Here is a 13,091-nt window from a genome sequence, read left to right as displayed (position 1 = left end):
GCAGAAGCCCGGGGCGCGAGCGCAGCGAGCTTCGACATCTGACTTCGCACCCCTTTGTCTGAACGGAGCGTAGCGAAGTGAGTTGGGTGCGGCCCCGGGCTTCGAGCATCGCAGGGGACCCGCCCGCCTTTGGGGTGGGCGGTTTCGCAGGGGAGAGCTTTTTGCTTACTTTTTGGCGGCGCAAAAAGTGAGTCGGCTGCCGGGACGAAATCCCGGCTGGGCCTGGCCACAAAGCCGCACCACAGAGAAGCGCTCCTCACTTCACGCTCCCCATCAACAACCCCTGCATGTAATACCGCTGCAACGCCACAAACAACACCAGCACCGGCAGCACCGTGATCACCGCCCCCGCCATCATCAATTCACTGTCCTGCACATGCTCCCTCGACAACGCGGCAAGGGCTACCGGCAAGGTATGCATCTCCCCATCCGTCAGCACGATCAACGGCCACATGAAGTCGTTCCAGCTGCCTAGAAACGCGAACACCGCCAAAGTAACGAGCACCGGCTTCAACGTCGGCAACACGATGTTCCAGAAGATGCGCCACTCCCCGGCGCCATCCAGCCGCGCCGCCTCCAACAGCTCATCCGGCACCCCCCGCGCGTACTGCCGAACCAGGAAGATGCCAAAGATCCCCGCCATGCTGGGAATCAGCACGCCCATCCACGTGTTCACCAGCCCCATGCCCTTGAGCATCAGGAACAGCGGCAGCATCGCCACCTGCCCGGGGATGACGAGCGCCGCGATCAGCAGCCCGAACAGCCGCTCGCGATGCCGGAAGCGCAGCTTGGCGAACGAATAGCCCGCCAGCGTGTTGAAGCTCACCGACATCAGTGTGCTCACCACGGCCAGCCCAAGGCTGTTGACGAAGGCGCGCTTCAGGCCGCCATCACCGAGCAGGGCGCGGTAATGCACCAGGGTCGGATCGTGCGGCAGCAGCGGCGGCGGCAGAGTGGACGCACTGCCTGCCGGCATCAGCGACACGCAAACCATCCAAACCAGCGGGAACACCGCCAGCGCCGCAAAAGCCCACAGCATCGCGTTGACGAGAACGGCCTTGGGCTTCATGCGCCCTCCCCCGTCGCGCGCCGCTGCAGCGCGATCAAACCCTTGCTGACCACCACGATGATGAGGAAGAGCACGAAGGCGACGGCCGAGGCCAGGCCCAGGTTCCACCACTTGAAGCCTTCGTCGTACATCAGATAGAGCACGCTCACCGTGCTCTGCAGCGGGCCGCCCTGCGTCATCACATAGGGCTCGGCAAAGAGCTGGAAATAGCCCGCCGTCGTCAGGATGGCGACCATCAGCAGCGTCGGCGCGATGTTGGGCACGGTGATGTGCCGGAACTGCGCCCACGAGCGCGCGCCGTCCAGCCGCGCGGCCTCATACAAGTCGTGCGGCACGGCCTGCAAGGCGGCAATGAAGATGATCATGTTGCCGCCAAAGTTCTTCCACGCGGCGAAGCCAATGATGGTGGGCATCGACCAGTGCGGATCACCCAACCAATCGATGGGGTCGACACCGAAGTGCTGCAACGTGTAGTTCACGAGGCCGTACTTCACATGGAAGAGATAACGCCAGATCACCGCGACCGCCACCAGCGTGGTGACGACGGGGGCGAAGAGCGCGGTGCGCAGCAGCGGCTTGAAGCGGACAAGCTTGGACTGCAGCAGCACGGCGGCGGCAAGAGACAGCGCGATGGACAGCGGTACGCCCAACACGACGAAATAGGCGGTGTTGCCCAGGGCCTGCCAGAACAGCGGCAGGCTCAGCACATGGACATAGTTGTTCCAACCCTGCCAGCGCAGGTTGCGCAGGTCGGCCAGGGCGTAGATGTCGAAGTCGGTGAGGCTCAGCGCCAGGCCGGCGAAGACGGGCACGCCGAAGAACAGCGCGATGACGATCAGCGCCGGAGCGGCGAAAGCCCAGGCGGCGAGGGATTCGCGATTGCTGGCTCTCATGCCTTGGCTTTGTCCAGCATCCAACGGCGCTTCTCGAGAATGCCGTCTACGCGCGAATCCAAGCCGCGCACGGCGACATCGATGCTGTCCCGCCCGCCGACGACACGCGCCGCGGCCAGTTGCATCTCGTTGGCGATGCGCTCCCACTCGGGCACGGCCGGCGTGGGGCGCACGCGCTCCAGCTGGCGATGGAATGCCGCCGCGTGACGGTCCTGCGCCAACGTGCCGCCACCTTGAGAACCGGGCAGCGGCATGGCCCAGGTACTGCGGCGCGGCGGCAGGTCGCCGGTCAGGCGGTAGAAAGCCAGCTGCACGTCGGGCCGGCTCAGGTAGCTGATGAGCGCCCAGGCCTCGGGCTTGTGGCGCGAGCGCTTGAACATGGCCAGGCTGGCGCCGCCGGCTATGGACGCGCCGACACCGTTCGGGCCGGGCAGCTCGGCGGTGGTCCACGCATCGCTCAGTTCGGTTGGCAGACGGCGCTTGAATTCGCCGATGTTCCAGGGGCCGGAAATGTAGAAGGCGAAGGTGCCGCGTCCGAACTCCTGCCAGACGTTGGCGACCTGGTTGTTCGTCAGGCCCGGCGCGTCGCCAAGCTGGAAGCGCTCGGCGTAAAAGCCCAGCGCGCGGCGGAAGTCGTCCGAGGAGAAATTGCCGAAACGCCCGCCCTCGCGGAGCACCTCCGAGGGCTGCTGCAGGGCCAGCGCCAGCAGGGGCTCGAACTCGTTGGTGGGCAGCAGCAAGGGCGTGGCCATGCCGTGTTCGCGCAGCCGGGCAAGCGCCGTGCGCCAGGCGGCCCAGTCCTGCGGAATCTGCGCGATGCCGGCTTTGGCGAGCAGGTCCTGCCGCACGAAGAGCAGCCGCGTGTCGACATACCAGGGCAGCCCCACGCGCTGGCCGCCCGGCGCGTTGGTGGCCCAGATGCCCCTGAAATAGTCGGCCGCCTGCAGCATCGGCGTGCGGTCTATCCAGGGCTGCAGCGGTTCCAGCGCGCCCAGGGCCTGCATCTCGGGCAACCAGGTGTTGCCGACCTGGGCGAGGTCGGGCGTGGCGTCGCCAGCAAAGGCGGTCAGCAGCTTCTCGTGGGCGGCCGTCCAGGGCAGTTGCTCGACCTTCACGCGCACCTTGGGGTTCTCGCGCTCGAAGCCGGCGATCAGCTCGGCCGCCACCTCGCTCTCGCGGCCCATGGCCCAGAAGCGCAGCGTGGTGACGTTGCTGTCGCGTGCGCAGCCGGCCAGCGAGACGGCGCCTGCGGCGGTGAGCAAAGTTCGACGGTGCATGAACGAATCAGCCGAGCCAACCACCTGTGAAGCCCGCACGCTTGAGGCCGCGCACCAGATGCGCGTTCTTGCGCATCACGCTCCACACCAACTCACCACGGTGGTTGCCCATCATGGCCAGCATGGGGCCCTGGTCGATGCCCAGCATGTCGGTGTCCACCCAACCACGGCCGGGCTCGATGCGGCCATGCGTGAGGCGCACATCGGGGAAGGTGAAGCTCGGGTTGAAGGCGTCCCAGAAACCGTAGCGGCCAAAGGTGTGCGGGTAACGCTGCTTGATGGCCATCAGCGCGGGGATGACGATCTCGGGCGCGAAGGCGATGGAACTGCCCGCCGCGTAAGGCGCGAGCGTGCCGTCGTCGACCTCGCCCATGCCGCGGCCCGCGTAGCTGATGAAGCGGCGCTTCTCGACCTTGCCGGAGGCGGTCTTGTACGGCAGCGTGATGTCCGCCGGGCCGTCGCTGGCGCTGACGCCCCAGACCTCGGCGCTGTAGCCCTGCCAGCCCAGCGGGTTGGCGGCGGCGTAGGCCTGCTGCGCGTAGGTGGCGCGGCGCGAGTTCTCGAAGTAATCCAGGCCCTTGTCGCGCATGTACGAATCGTGGATGCCCCGGAAGTCGACCCAGCAGTGGGTGAACTGGTGGCCGAAAAGCGGCGCAAAGCGCAGCAGGCTCTGGCCGTGGGTCAGCCCCTCGATTGGGCCCCAGCTGCGGTCGTAGGTGCTGAGCCAGGCTTCATAGGCGTCGGGCGCAACCGGCCGCGTGGGCGAGCCGAGTGCCAGCAGATAGACCATCATGGCCTCGTTGTAGCCCTTCCAGTCCGATGGGATGAAGCCCTTCTCCGGAAACCAGCCATGGCTGATGGACGGCGGGCGCACCTGGGCCCAGGCCCAGTCGACGCGGCCGTAGATCTCGTCGACCAGCTTGCGGATGGTGGCCTCTTTGGCGTGCTCGCCATCGAAGAAGCTCTGCGCATGCAGGGCGCCCATCAACAGCAGCGCGGTGTCGACGGTGGACAGCTCGCAGCGGCCGAAGCGCAGGCCCTCCTTCATGTCGAGGAAGTGATAGAAAAAACCTTTGTGGCCAGCCACGCCCGTCTTGCCGGGGCCTTGCGGCAGGCCGGCGAAGAAGCGCAGTGTCGTCAGGGTGCGTTCCCGCGCCTGGGCTCGCGTGATGTAGCCGCGCGCCACGCCCACCGGGTAGGCGCTGAGCGCGAAGCCGACGGCCGCGATGCTGGCGAACGAAGGCGTGGGCCAGCGGTCGGGCGCCAGGCCGGTGCGGGCGTCCGTCGTCTCCCAGAAGAAGTCGAAGGTGCGGCGCTCAAGGTCGGGGAGGAAGGCCTCGCCGGCGGGTGCTTCCGACCAGGTGGGCAGTGCAGCTGCGAGCGCGAGTCCAGCGCCTTGCGCGAGCAAGGCACGTCGGGTGAGGAGGTCCATGGTGGGGGCGATTGTGGGAGCCGACACGAGCCGGCTCCCGTACTGCAGGGATCAGAACGAGTAGCTGGCACCCAGCTTGAATTGCCGCATCAAACCGCGCACCCCGGTGCGCGTATCGAAGTCGGGGTTGTCGCCGCCCAGCGCGTTCTTCGGCGGGGTGGAGGGACCACCGACCCAGTCGTTGTAGTAGCCCCAGTTGGCGGTGTTGAACAGGTTCAGCACATCAAGGCGGACCTGCAGGTCGCCGCCATACACCTTGAAGTTCTTGGCCAGCGCCATGTCGAGCTGCTTGAAGGTGTCGGAGCCGCGCGCCACGGCCTTGCAGCCGGTAGGGCCGGGGAAGCCGGTGTGGCAGTCGGGCACGCGCCGCGGCTGGCCGTCGCCGACGGTCAGCTTGCCGGACAGCTGCAGGCCCCAGGGCAGCTTGTCCATCAGGCCGCCCACCACGAGGCGGTGCTTCTCGGCGTCCTTGCTGGGGTTGAAGCCGTAGGTAGACTTGCCATAGGCCCAGTCGAAGATGTCGTCCGACCATTCATGGTTGGTGGTCTTGGCGTCGGTGTAGGTGTAGGCCACCGTCATGCTCCAGCCGCTGGCGGGCGTGTAGGGCTTCTCCAGCGACAGGAAGAGGCTGGTCGCCTTGTTCTCGCCGGCGAAGGTGCCCAGCACGAGCGCACCGTAGTCGCGCGGCGCGCCGCCCCACAGGGGGTCCAACGCATTGGTGTTGCCGAAGCCGCCGTTGGGGTCGCGGTTGCCGAGGAACCAGATGAACTGGTTCTTGGCATGGATGTTGGACACGGCGATGTCCGCATTCCATGAGCCCAGCGCCTGGCGCAGGCCCAGGCTCATCTGATCGGCGAACGGCATCTTGAAGTCGTTCTTGATCATCCACGTCTCGCCGTTGGGCGCGGCGTTCTTCTGCAGTTCGTCCAGCGCGTTGTTAGCCATCTTGCGGTCATAGCTGCGGCCCCAGCCGCCGTAGACGACGCTCGCCTTGTTGCCGAACAGGTCGTAGGACGCACCCACGCGCGGCGCAAAGGCGCCCTTGAAGGCTTTGCGCGAGCTGCCGGTGGAGATGTAGTCGGCGATGTTGATGCCGGCCTTGGCCAGCGTCTGCGCATAGGTCTGGCCGGCGGGGGCGGTGATGCCGTCGACGGTGCGGCCGTCCAGCGCGTTCAGCATGGCGATGCGGTCGGCCGGCGTCACATAGCTGTTGTTCAGCATGCTGTCTTCATAGTCCCAGCGCGCGCCGAGGTTCACCTCAAGCTGCTTGGTCAGCTTCCAGTCGTCCTGCAGGTAGATGCCGTACTGGTTGTTCTTGAAATTGGCCGACGCGGTGGGGATGGCGAGCCTGATGTTGCACTGGTCGCTGGACAGGCCGTTGCTGTTGACGTTGGTGCCCGTGCAGGCGAGGCCGTTGTAGTAGGGCTGGCCGGTCGTGGTGTTCAGCACGGTCTCGATGGTGGGCACACGGAAGGCGGTGCCGCTGAGGTCGTACTTCATCGCCTTGAACTGCACGCCGGCCTTGATGACGTGGCCGCTGATCGCGGTGTAGGTGAAGTCGTCCTTCAGGTAGACGCCGCTCTGGCGCCGGTCCTGCGCGTTGGGCGAGCCGCCGACGAAGAAGATGTCCTGGACGTTGTTGATGCGGTCGGTGGGCGAGTACTTGTAGCGGACCTGCGGGTCGACGGAATCCGACTGCGGGTTCCACTTGGTGCTCTCCCAGCCGATGCGCGCCTCGTTGAGCCAGCGGTCGGCCGCGTACTCATGCTTGAGGTCGACGCGGGATTCCTTGTTGTTGTTGTTGATCGCCGTGTTCGGCGCGAAGCGGTCGCCGTCCACCGAGTAGCTCGTTTCCCTGCGCAGCGTCATGGAGAGGTCCAGGCGCTGGCGATCATCGATCTCCGCAGACAGCTTGCCGAATACCAGGTGCTCCTTGAACTGCCCCTTGAAGGCCGCCTGCTGCGCCGCGATCCCGGGGATCAGGCCCGGGCTGCCGGGGTATTTGTCCAGGTTCATCGCCGTGAGCTGGCGCGGCTTCTCCAACTGCTTGCCGTCGTAGGCCAGGAAGTAGTGCAGCGTGTCCTTCTTGATGGCACCGCCGATGCTGAAGCCGCCTTCGACCTGCTTGTACGTGGGTGGCTGGACGCCGTTGGCCTTGTCACGTTCCTGAATGGGGCTCAGCGAGGTCCAGTTGCTGCCTGTGCGATTGAAGTAAACGTTTCCATGCGTTTCATTGGTGCCGGATTTGGTGACCGCAGCAATGGCCACGCTGGACACCTGGTCGAACTCGGCCTTGTAGTTCTGCGTCAGCACCCGGTACTCGGCAATTGCCGCTTGCGGGAAGGGGTTGCCCTGGCTGGTGTCCTGGCCACTGACGCCGCCACGCAGGATGTTGTTCTTGCGGCCGACGCCGTCGATGAAGACGTTGACCGAGTCGATGTTCTGCGACCCGCCGCGCAGCCGCGTGTTGCCGCCGGCATCGGTGTCGAAGCGCACGCCGGGCGCAAAGTCGGCAGCCGACAGGAAGTTGCGCGAAGCCTGGGGGATGGCTTCGATCATGCGGTTGGACACGGTCGTGCCGACCTGCGAGTCGATGACGCCCTGGCGTTGCGAATTGCCTTCGACGACGACAGTGCCCAGTTGGTTGGTGGCACCGCCGCTGGCGAGGTCCACCGTGGCGTTCTGGCCGACCGACAACGTGACGAGGCTGCCTGTCGTGGCGCCGCCGACGCGGACCTCGTAGGTGCCCGGTGCCAAGCCGACCAGCACATAGCTGCCATCCGGCAGCGTCTTGGCCCGGTAGGTGTTGCCATTGGCCTTGTTGACGGCGACCACATCAGTGCCCGCTGGTACTGTGGCACCAGCCGTGGTGATGGTGCCGCGCATGGTGGCGTTGGAGGTCTGCGCAACTGCAGCACCGGCCAGCGCGAAACAGACGGCGGTAGCCAGCGCGTTGCGCCGCCAAGCCTTGCGATTCGTTTCCTTGCTCATGTCCATGTCTCCTGTGTTGTGTGTGTGGTTTCGGACGGGATTCAGGTCTGGGCGGCGCCGCAGGAGCGGCGCACGACGAGTTGCACCGGCATCACGGTGGTGCTGACATCGTTGCTGTCTTTCTCGAGAGCGTCGGCCAGGGCATCGAGCGCCTGGCTGCCCAGTGCCGCGATGGGCACGTGCATGGTGGTCAGAGCGGGGCTGACGTAGCGCGCAACGGGGATGTCGTCGAAGCCGGCCAGGGCGATGTCCTCAGGCACGCGAACCCCGGCGGCCTGCAGCGCGCCGAGCAGGCCGATGGCCATGATGTCGTTGGCCGCGAAGACGGCGTCGGGCCGGGCGCTGGGGTGCAGGCCCAGCAGCGAGGCAGCGGCCCGCTGGCCGCCCACCTCGAAGAAGTCGCCCTCCAGCAGCCAGGGCTGCATGCCCTCGGGCAGGCCGGCACGGTAGCCGCGCTCGCGCTCGCGGGCCTCGAAGTTGGCGGCGGGGCCGCCGAGGAAGGCGATGCGGCGGCGGCCACTGCGGACGAGGTGCTCGGTCATTTGGCGCGCGCCGCCGAAGTTGTCGACGGCGAAGACGCGCTGGGTCGGTTCGCTGACGCCGGAGTTCAACAGCACGGCCGGCAGGCTGACCGGCAGGTTCTGCGACAGGAAGTCGTCATCGGCATGCGGGGACATGACGATGAGGCCGTCGACACGGCCGTTCATCGCCCGCAGCGCGGCGGCGGCCTCGTTGGCGTCGTCGTGCGAGCTGGACAGCAGCAGGTGCAGGCCGCGCGCACGGGCGGCCTGGTCGATGCCGCGGATGAGCTCGGAGAAGAACTCGCCGTGCAGGTCGGGCAGCAGCGCGCCAATGGTGTCGGTGCGGCGGGTGATGAGGCTGCGCGCGGCGCCGGAGGGGCTGTAGCGCAGCTCGCGCGCCGCGTCGACGATGCGCTGGCGGGTGTCGGGCAGCACGTTCTCGGCCCCATTGAGCGCCCGCGACACAGTGGCCACCGACACGCCGGCGACACGGGCAACGTCCTTGATGGTGGCGGGCGATGGGCTCATGCGTCAGGGGTTACCAGTGACGTGGGTCGCTGCTGCCGCGCAGCCCGGCGTGCACACAAAGTTGCGCCAGCAGCCCACCCCGTGGACATCGCCGAGGAGTGAAGCGTCGATCAGGGCGGAAGAATTCGCAGGGCTCCAAGCGAAGCCAGGCGGAACCGGTTGTCTCATCCGTGTGATCGGCTTGGCTTGCGCCTGCCGATGTCATGTAAACGTTTACACACGATTCTGTCGGCCGGCCGCACGCGAGTCAACAGCGTGTTTACCCGCCGCCCATGGTTAGGGATGGCGCGACCCGATGGGCACGCGCGGTCTTGTCAATGGACCGCGAAGGCGGCGTTAGCATGCGCGCCCTCACCCACGCCACCGGATGAAAGAGATGCTGGAAGAACCCGTCGGACATGTTTTTGAAACAGGCGCCCGCGACGCGCTCGCGCCGAGCCAGCGACTGCACCTGATCCTGCTCGGTGTGGAAAGCGTCGAGCGGTCGACCGTCTTCTACGAGGCGCTGGGCTGGGCTCGGTCAGCCACCAGCAATGCCGGCTTCGTGAAGTTTGATCTCGGGGGCTATGCGCTGTGCCTGATCTCGCGGGCCGACTTCGCGAAGGACGCGCAGTTCGACTCACCGCAGGGCAGCGGCTTTTCGGGCGTCGGCCTGATTCACCTGGCCCGCTCGCCGGGCGATGTGGCGCGCATCCTCGCCAAGGCCGTCACAGCCGGCGGGCGGCTGGTGAAACCGGCAACGCGCACGCACTGGGGCATTGCCGGCTACTTCACCGACCCGGACGGGCATCTCTTCGAAGTGGACTACGAGGACGTCTGGGCGCTTGATGACGACCACCGGCTGGTGGTCGACCAGGTCAACGCCGCCTGACGGACGAAGGGCCCGCCACGCAAAACGTGGCAGGCCCTTGTCAGGCGTCGCGGCGCAGGCGCTCTGCCGGATCAGTCGGCGTACACCCCGGCTGCCTTGATGACAGGCCCGAGCTTGTTGATCTCGGCCTCAACGAACTTCTTGTGCTCGGCCGGTGCCAGGCGGGCGTCGTTGACGATGACGGCGCCCAGGGCTTCCTGGCGCTTGTGGAAGTCGGCGTCTTTCAGCGCGGCACGCAGCGCCGTGTTGATCTTGTCGACCACCGCCTTGGGCGTGCCCTTGGGCGCGTACAGCCCGTGCCAGACAGCCAGGTTGAAGCCCTTGAGCCCCGATTCGTCGGCCGTCGGCAGCTTGGCCAGCGGGCCGCTGGGGAGGCGCTTGGACGACATGACGGCGAAGGCCTTGACCTTGCCGGACTCGATCTGGCCGGTGGTGTTGGTGGTCTGGTCGCACATGATGTCGACCTGGCCGCCAAGCAGGTCGTTCATGGCCGGCGCGGTGCCCTTGTAGGGCACCGTCGTCATGTCGAGCTTGATGGCCTGCTGGAACAGCAGACCGCACAGGTGCGAGGCCGAACCCACGCCCGCGTTGGCCAGGTTGATGGTGCCCTTGTTGGCCTCCAGCCACTTGCTGAGCTCACCGTAGTTCGTGGCCGGCAGCGTGGAGCGGCCGATCAGCGTCATCGGCACTTCGTTGACGAGGCCGAGGTATTCGAAGTCTTCCAGCGTCTTGTAGGGCAGCGTGCGGTAAAGCGCGGGCGCGCTGGCAATGCCGATGTGGTGCAGCAGCAGCGTGTAGCCATCGGGCGCGGCCTTTGCAACCTTGTTGGCGCCCAGCGTGCCGCCGACGCCGCCCACGTTTTCGATGATGACGTTGCCGCCCAGCGGCTTGCGCAGCGCCTCAGCGAGGTCGCGGCCGACCTTGTCGGTCGGGCCGCCCGCGGTGAAGGGCACGATGAGGGTGATGGGCTTGTCGGGATAGTCGGCAAGGGCGGGCAGGCAGGCCATCAGGCCTGCGGCGAGCAACAGCGTACGGCGCATCGGGTGTCTCCAACGGTTAGCGACGGTCTTCGATGAGTTTGCCGTCGTTGGGCAGGCTGCCGGTTGGCAGCAGATCTACCTCGACCCGCAGTTTGGTCAGGTCTCGGACAGTCAGCATCAGGCTTTCCACGAGGCCCGGCGTTGTGGGTTCCCACATTTCGGCTTGCAGAACGACCTGGTCCTGCGCCAGTTCGCCGCTGATGACGAGGCGGGCACGGCGCAATTCCGGGTGGCGCCTGACGACGTCGGCGACCTGGCCGGCATGCACGAACATGCCGCGCACCTTGGCGGACTGGTCGGCCCGGCCCAGCCAGCCGCGCAGGCGCTGGTTGCTGCGGCCGGTCGGGCATGTACCGGGCAGCACGGCCGACAGGTCGCCGGTGGCGAAGCGGATCAGCGGGTAGCCGGGGCTGAGCGTCGTCACGACGACCTCGCCCACCTCGCCTTCAGGCAGAGGCTCGCCCGAGCCGGGGCGCACGATTTCGACGATGACGCCTTCGGCGACGACCAGGCCCTCACGCGCTTCGGTCTCGTAGGCGATGAGGCCGAGGTCGGCGGTGGCATAGCACTGGTAGGCGGCCACGCCGCGCTCGGCAAACCAGGCCACCAGTGCCGGCGGGCAGGCCTCGCCGCTGACGAGGGCGCGCTGCAGCCAGGGCAGCGAATGCCCGCCCTCGGCCGCCTTGTCGAGCAGGATGCGCAGGAAGCTGGGCGTGCCGGCATAGGCCTCGGGTCGCAGGTCCAGCACGGCCTGCAATTGCAGCTCCGTGTTGCCGACGCCGCCGGGGAAGCTCGCTGCGCCCAGCGCGCGCAAACCGGCTTCCATCATGGCGCCAGCGGGTGTGAGGTGATAGCTGAAGCTGACATGCGCCAGCTGCCCCGCGCGGATGCCGGCCGCATGCAAGGCTCGAGCGACGCGCCAGGGGTCGGCACCGTCGGCATCGGGCTCGGGCTCGTAGAGCGGGCCGGGCGATTGGAAGATGCGCTGCGGCAGCCCCGTCGCGTAGCCGCCTAGGCGCAGCGCGCGCCGCGCGGCCTGGGCAGCGGCGAGGCTGCTCTTGCGCGTCAGCGGCAACGTGGCCAGCGCGGTGCGCGAGCTGATGTCGGCTGCGGCTATGCCGGCGAGCAGTTCGGCGTAGGCCGGGCTGTTGGACTGAGCATGGGCGATCAGCGCGGGCAGCGCGGCCATCAACGCCGCCTCTCGCTCGGCCGGGTCGCGCGCCTCCAGCACGTCGTAGAACGACGTGGTCACGCGGTGTCCTTCCAGCGCAGCAATCGGCGCTTGATCTCGTCCTGCAGCTTGCGCGAATCGGGGGCGGACTTCAGCGTGAAGCTGTCCCACTCAGGCGTGCTTGCCGGCCGCTTGGCGAGCTGGGCCTTGACCGTTGCGCCGTCGACGCTGAGCTTCATCACGACGTTGCCGCCCAGGGTCCAGCCCTCGGTTCGTTCAGTCAGCGCGTGCTGGTCGCGAATGAAACGCTTCAACGCCAGCAGCGTCGACTCCGCGTTGAACGGCGGCAGCGCGATTTCCCAAGACTCATCACTCATGCCAACCACCTTTTCCTTCGCTTGTAGCTCTTCACTTCCTTGAAGCTGCGCCGCCCTTCCCCGCCCACGCCGAGGTAGAACTCCTTGACGTCCTCGTTCTCGCGCAGCTCGGCGGCGGCGCCGTCCATGACGATGCGGCCGTTCTCCAAGATGTAGCCGTAGTCGGCATAGCGCAGCGCCATGCTGGTGTTCTGCTCGGCGAGCAGGAAGGTCGTGCCCTCGCGTGTGTTGAGGTCGCGCACGATCTCGAACACCTCCTCGACGATCTGCGGCGCGAGGCCCATGGACGGCTCATCCAGCAGCACCATCTTCGGGTTGGCCATCAGCGCGCGGCCGATGGCGCACATCTGCTGCTCGCCGCCCGACGTGTAGGCGGCCTGGCTACCGCGGCGGGTCTTGAGGCGCGGGAAGTAGGCGTAGACCTTGTCCAGCGTCGCCGCTATTGCCGCGCGGCCGTCCTTGCGCGTGTAGGCGCCGGTCATCAGGTTCTCTTCGATGGTGAGGTGGGCGAAGCAGTGGCGGCCTTCCATGACCTGCACGACGCCTCGTTCGACCATGGCCGATGTCGAGAGCTTTTCGATGCGTTCGCCGCGGAGTTCGATGCTGCCTTTTGTCACCTCGCCGCGTTCGCCTTCGAGGAGGTTTGACACGGCTCTGAGCGTTGTCGTCTTGCCGGCGCCGTTGCCGCCGAGCAGGGCGACTATCCCGCCTTCGGGGACCTGGAGGGACACGCCCTTGAGGACGAGGATGACGTGGTTGTAGATGACTTCGATGCCGTTGACATTGAGAAATGGCTGGGTCATCGCTGGGCCTCTCTGGAAGCTTTTGCGGTGGAGCGGCGTCCGCTCGGTGCATTGCCGGGAGTCCGTCCCGGCGGCCGGGTAACTTTCTTCTGCGGGGCCAGAAGAAAGTCACCAAAGA

At 66.8% G+C, this 13,091-nt stretch carries 11 protein-coding genes; 1 reads left to right on the top strand and 10 read right to left on the bottom strand.

Annotated features, from left to right (window positions below; all coding sequences use genetic code 11):
* Positions 1-256: 256 nt before the first annotated feature.
* The 6 genes from AC0IZJ_RS10510 to AC0IZJ_RS10485 are packed head-to-tail and all read right to left on the bottom strand — an operon-like array spanning position 257 to position 8,711.
* On the bottom strand, positions 257-1,069 hold the full coding sequence (locus AC0IZJ_RS10510) for a carbohydrate ABC transporter permease (RefSeq protein WP_471849354.1): 813 nt from the start codon (positions 1,067-1,069) through the stop codon (positions 257-259).
* Positions 1,066-1,962 carry a carbohydrate ABC transporter permease gene (locus tag AC0IZJ_RS10505; RefSeq protein WP_471849352.1) on the bottom strand — a complete coding sequence of 299 codons (897 nt, stop codon included), beginning with the start codon at positions 1,960-1,962 and terminating at the stop codon, positions 1,066-1,068. Before AC0IZJ_RS10505 ends, AC0IZJ_RS10510 begins: the two co-directional genes overlap by 4 nt.
* Positions 1,959-3,239: a sugar ABC transporter substrate-binding protein gene (locus AC0IZJ_RS10500; protein ID WP_471849350.1), complete on the bottom strand. Its 1,281-nt coding sequence runs from the start codon at positions 3,237-3,239 to the stop codon at positions 1,959-1,961. Before AC0IZJ_RS10500 ends, AC0IZJ_RS10505 begins: the two co-directional genes overlap by 4 nt.
* Positions 3,240-3,246: 7 nt before the next feature.
* The gene (locus AC0IZJ_RS10495) at positions 3,247-4,671 is read right to left on the bottom strand and encodes a glucoamylase family protein (protein WP_471849348.1); all 1,425 of its coding nucleotides are present in this window, start codon (positions 4,669-4,671) and stop codon (positions 3,247-3,249) included.
* Positions 4,672-4,722: 51 nt separating this feature from the next.
* Positions 4,723-7,662 (bottom strand): TonB-dependent receptor, encoded by a 2,940-nt coding sequence (locus AC0IZJ_RS10490; protein WP_471849346.1) that lies wholly within the window; start codon positions 7,660-7,662, stop codon positions 4,723-4,725.
* Positions 7,663-7,703: 41 nt separating this feature from the next.
* The gene (locus tag AC0IZJ_RS10485; RefSeq protein ID WP_471849344.1) at positions 7,704-8,711 is read right to left on the bottom strand and encodes a LacI family DNA-binding transcriptional regulator; all 1,008 of its coding nucleotides are present in this window, start codon (positions 8,709-8,711) and stop codon (positions 7,704-7,706) included.
* A gap of 367 nt (positions 8,712-9,078) precedes the next feature.
* On the opposite strand from AC0IZJ_RS10485, the gene AC0IZJ_RS10480 reads away from it, so the two are divergent.
* Positions 9,079-9,582 (top strand): VOC family protein, encoded by a 504-nt coding sequence (locus AC0IZJ_RS10480; RefSeq protein WP_471849342.1) that lies wholly within the window; start codon positions 9,079-9,081, stop codon positions 9,580-9,582.
* Positions 9,583-9,653: 71 nt separating this feature from the next.
* Here AC0IZJ_RS10480 and AC0IZJ_RS10475 read toward each other — a convergent pair whose 3' ends face one another.
* The 4 genes from AC0IZJ_RS10475 to AC0IZJ_RS10460 are packed head-to-tail and all read right to left on the bottom strand — an operon-like array spanning position 9,654 to position 12,973.
* The gene (locus AC0IZJ_RS10475; RefSeq protein ID WP_471849340.1) at positions 9,654-10,622 is read right to left on the bottom strand and encodes a tripartite tricarboxylate transporter substrate-binding protein; all 969 of its coding nucleotides are present in this window, start codon (positions 10,620-10,622) and stop codon (positions 9,654-9,656) included.
* A gap of 16 nt (positions 10,623-10,638) precedes the next feature.
* Positions 10,639-11,811 carry a phenylacetate--CoA ligase family protein gene (locus AC0IZJ_RS10470; RefSeq protein ID WP_471850009.1) on the bottom strand — a complete coding sequence of 391 codons (1,173 nt, stop codon included), beginning with the start codon at positions 11,809-11,811 and terminating at the stop codon, positions 10,639-10,641.
* A 59-nt stretch (positions 11,812-11,870) separates the two neighbouring features.
* Positions 11,871-12,170 (bottom strand): hypothetical protein, encoded by a 300-nt coding sequence (locus tag AC0IZJ_RS10465; protein ID WP_471849338.1) that lies wholly within the window; start codon positions 12,168-12,170, stop codon positions 11,871-11,873.
* Entirely contained in the window at positions 12,167-12,973 is an 807-nt protein-coding gene (locus AC0IZJ_RS10460) for an ABC transporter ATP-binding protein (RefSeq protein WP_471849336.1), read from the bottom strand. The genes AC0IZJ_RS10465 and AC0IZJ_RS10460 overlap by 4 nt, the downstream gene beginning before the upstream one ends.
* Positions 12,974-13,091 lie beyond the last annotated feature (118 nt).

Source organism: Roseateles sp. AC306, assembly GCF_979253795.1.
Note: the sequence above shows the minus strand (reverse complement) of the source record. Positions and strands in the feature narration are given on the sequence as shown.

What these genes read in the sequence shown, in the direction of transcription:
- AC0IZJ_RS10510 (WP_471849354.1), bottom strand. Translation starts at nt 1,069, where the DNA reads ATGAAGCCCAAGGCCGTTCTCGTCAACGCGATGCTGTGGGCTTTTGCG.
- AC0IZJ_RS10505 (WP_471849352.1), bottom strand. Translation starts at nt 1,962, where the DNA reads ATGAGAGCCAGCAATCGCGAATCCCTCGCCGCCTGGGCTTTCGCCGCT.
- AC0IZJ_RS10500 (WP_471849350.1), bottom strand. Translation starts at nt 3,239, where the DNA reads ATGCACCGTCGAACTTTGCTCACCGCCGCAGGCGCCGTCTCGCTGGCC.
- AC0IZJ_RS10495 (WP_471849348.1), bottom strand. Translation starts at nt 4,671, where the DNA reads ATGGACCTCCTCACCCGACGTGCCTTGCTCGCGCAAGGCGCTGGACTC.
- AC0IZJ_RS10490 (WP_471849346.1), bottom strand. Translation starts at nt 7,662, where the DNA reads ATGAGCAAGGAAACGAATCGCAAGGCTTGGCGGCGCAACGCGCTGGCT.
- AC0IZJ_RS10485 (WP_471849344.1), bottom strand. Translation starts at nt 8,711, where the DNA reads ATGAGCCCATCGCCCGCCACCATCAAGGACGTTGCCCGTGTCGCCGGC.
- AC0IZJ_RS10480 (WP_471849342.1), top strand. Translation starts at nt 9,079, where the DNA reads ATGAAAGAGATGCTGGAAGAACCCGTCGGACATGTTTTTGAAACAGGC.
- AC0IZJ_RS10475 (WP_471849340.1), bottom strand. Translation starts at nt 10,622, where the DNA reads ATGCGCCGTACGCTGTTGCTCGCCGCAGGCCTGATGGCCTGCCTGCCC.
- AC0IZJ_RS10470 (WP_471850009.1), bottom strand. Translation starts at nt 11,811, where the DNA reads ATGGCCGCGCTGCCCGCGCTGATCGCCCATGCTCAGTCCAACAGCCCG.
- AC0IZJ_RS10465 (WP_471849338.1), bottom strand. Translation starts at nt 12,170, where the DNA reads ATGAGTGATGAGTCTTGGGAAATCGCGCTGCCGCCGTTCAACGCGGAG.
- AC0IZJ_RS10460 (WP_471849336.1), bottom strand. Translation starts at nt 12,973, where the DNA reads ATGACCCAGCCATTTCTCAATGTCAACGGCATCGAAGTCATCTACAAC.